This window comes from Neisseria sp. P0009.S007 (genome assembly GCF_051962515.1).
Window position 1 is genome coordinate 1 of record NZ_JBQCVF010000417.1, and the last position, 1,200, is coordinate 1,200.

General features: G+C 50.4%; 2 protein-coding genes. One reads left to right on the forward strand and one right to left on the reverse strand.

The features are described 5' to 3' along the window. A partial coding sequence (locus tag ACTHS3_RS13735) for an alpha/beta hydrolase (RefSeq protein ID WP_440368221.1) occupies nucleotides 1–534 on the forward strand: 534 nt, incomplete at its 5' end. A 129-nt stretch (nucleotides 535–663) separates the two neighbouring features. Here the strand turns inward: ACTHS3_RS13735 and ACTHS3_RS13740 are convergent. Further along, on the reverse strand, nucleotides 664–1,200 hold a 537-nt coding region (locus ACTHS3_RS13740), incomplete at its 5' end, for an NUDIX hydrolase (protein ID WP_070608180.1).

Below are 1,200 nucleotides of genomic sequence, written 5' to 3' on the forward strand. Positions count from 1 at the left end.
CACCCCAATCCCCTGCAAGGCGGCACCAACACCAACAAAGTCATCCAAACCGCCGCCAAAGCCCTCAGCCAACTCGGTTTCCATTGCTACCTGCCCAATTTGCGCGGCGTAGGCAATAGCGAAGGCGAACACGACTACGGCCGCGGCGAAATACAAGACTGTATTGCCGTTATCGACTACGCCCGCGCGCAACATCCTGACGCACCGCAATTCGTCCTAGCCGGTTTCTCATTCGGCGGCTACGTTTCCACCTTTGCTGCCCAAGAACGCATGCCTGATTTGCTGTTGCTGATGGGCGCCGCCGTCCATCACTACACCGATCGCCCAGAACCATCCAACGTTCCCGACGTCGCCAAAACATTGATGATTCATGGCGCGGAAGACGAAGTCGTCGAAATCAACAAAGCCCTGACATGGGCAGAACCACAAGACCTGCCTGTTGTGACCATTGCCGGTTCGTCCCACTTCTTCCACGGCAAACTCATCGTTTTGCGCGATACGATTACACGGTTTGCACCGGCTTTATTAGGTTAAAATCTGGCTACAAAATAAAACAGGGCCGTCTGAAAGCTTTTTCAGACGGCCCTGTTTGTATGAAAACCTTATTATCAAATATCAGGCTCAAGTATTCAGAAATCTATCAAGGATTTTCTACTTAACATATCAATTCTGGGTCAACCAATACTGCAAACCAATCAAAGTCTTACCATCTTTGATCTCATCGTTTGCCAATGCATTGCGCACCTCGTCCTTGCTCATCAGGACGGTTTCTGTAATTTCATCCTCATCATTGCTCAACTCGCTGCCCAAACGCACGCCTTGCGCTTGGTAGAGATACATTTTTTCATCGCAAAAACCGACTGCGGTATAAAAGGAGTACAACAGTTTGACGCTGTCGGCGACATATGGCGTTTCTTCCGCCAACTCACGCAAAGCGCATTCGGCAGGATCTTCGTCCGCAATATCCAATTTACCCGCCGGCAATTCCAACGTCGCCTGATCGGCGGCATAACGCCATTGGCGCACCAAAACAACTTTACCATCTTCCGTTTCCGCCAATACACACGCAGCACCCGGATGACGGATCACAACTCGTTGGCTTTCGTTGCCGTTGGGCAGGCGAACCCGATCGCGGCTGATGGTAACAAAAGAACCTTCGTAGATTGGCTCACTGCTTAATTTAGTTTCTTTCAAATCCAT